The organism is Brevibacterium permense (assembly GCF_013280495.1).
GTDB classification, from domain to species: Bacteria; Actinomycetota; Actinomycetes; order Actinomycetales; family Brevibacteriaceae; genus Brevibacterium; species Brevibacterium permense.
The window spans coordinates 1-1,375 of the sequence record NZ_JABSSX010000036.1; the positions used below are offsets into that span (position 1 = coordinate 1).

Here is a 1,375-nt window from a genome sequence, read left to right on the forward strand (position 1 = left end):
AAGGGGCAACGACTAGTTTCTTCAAGAATATTCGGTAGGAGTCGAAAGGCAGGGATGATCGGTCTGGGAACCAGCTCCCGGACTGATCTGGTACTCCGCTACGGTTCGGTTCAGGCGGCGGTCGCCACCTCGGGTGTATGGAAGTAGGAGCCGTCGCGCAGCATCGCATACAGCACATTGCAACGGCGGCGGGCCAGGGCGATCAGGGCTTGGTTGTGCTTCTTATGCTCGGCCCGTTTCTTGTCGTAATACGCCCTCGACAGCGGGTCTTTCAACGCCGCGAACGCGGATAGGAACAACGCTCGTTTGAGGACCTTGTTCCCCCGCCGGGACGAGTGATCTCCTCGGATCGAGGTTCCCGATCGCCATGTCACCGGTGCCAGTCCGGCATACGATGCGAGGTGTCCGGCTGATTCGAAGTCCTTACCCACGACCTCGGTGAGGATCCTCGCCGCGGTCCTGACGCCGACTGCCGGCATCGACGTCAGGAGTTCGAAAAGCGGATGCGCCTCAACCAATTCCTCGATCCGTTCCAGCACCTCATCCCGCGACGCACGCGTCTGCGCCAACGACGCGGCCAGCTGGGGCAGGACGAGGCCGGCGGCGTCGGTGCCCGACACCACCACCGTCTGCCCGTCGAGTGCGGTGAAGATCGCGGTCGACCACCGCTTCCACGCCCGCGGTGCCTGCTTGCGCAGCAGCGTCTCGACTCGGTGCTTCCCGGCATGACGCAAGGCTTTGGGCGTCGGGTACTTCGCCAATAGCGCCAGCATCGCCGGATGGTCCAGGTGCGGACCGATGACGGTCTCCAATCCGGGGTGGATCTGAGTCAGCAGGCCCCGGATCCGATTCGACGTCGCTGTGGCCTGTTTGGCCAGGTCATCGTCATAGCCGCACAACATCGACAACTCGGCCACGTTCTCATCCGCCACCCGAATCCCCCGCAATGTGTGCGGCATGGTCCGGGCTGCTTCAGCGATGATGGCGGCATCACGAGCATCCGTCTTCGCCTCACCGGGGTGTAGGTCGGCGATGCGGCGCATCGCTAACCCTGGCAGGTAGGCGACCGTGATGGACTCGGCCTGGGCGACCGCAACTGGCAGGGCCCCGATCGTTGCCGGTTGATCGACGACGACCAGGAGTGTTCCGTGCTTGGCCAGCCGGTTGAGCAAAGCCCTGAGTTTTGTTTCGTTCTGCGGCAGAGCCTTCGACAGGAGTTGTTTGCCGTCGCGGTCGAGTGCGACGGCATGGTGGTTGTGTTTGCCGACATCGATACCGATGAATACGTCGATGTCAGCGTGGTTGGTGATCATGTCACTCATCTTCTTCGACTCATGTGACCGGATATTGGTTGTGGTTCGGCTGGCCGGTGGTG

The 1,375-nt window shown here is 62.4% G+C and carries 1 protein-coding gene; it reads right to left on the reverse strand.

What is annotated here, in order from left to right; genetic code table 11:
- Nucleotides 1-110: 110 nt before the first annotated feature.
- Entirely contained in the window at nt 111-1,313 is a 1,203-nt protein-coding gene (locus HK353_RS16780; RefSeq protein WP_173158022.1) for an IS110 family RNA-guided transposase, read from the reverse strand.
- Nucleotides 1,314-1,375: the final 62 nt, after the last annotated feature.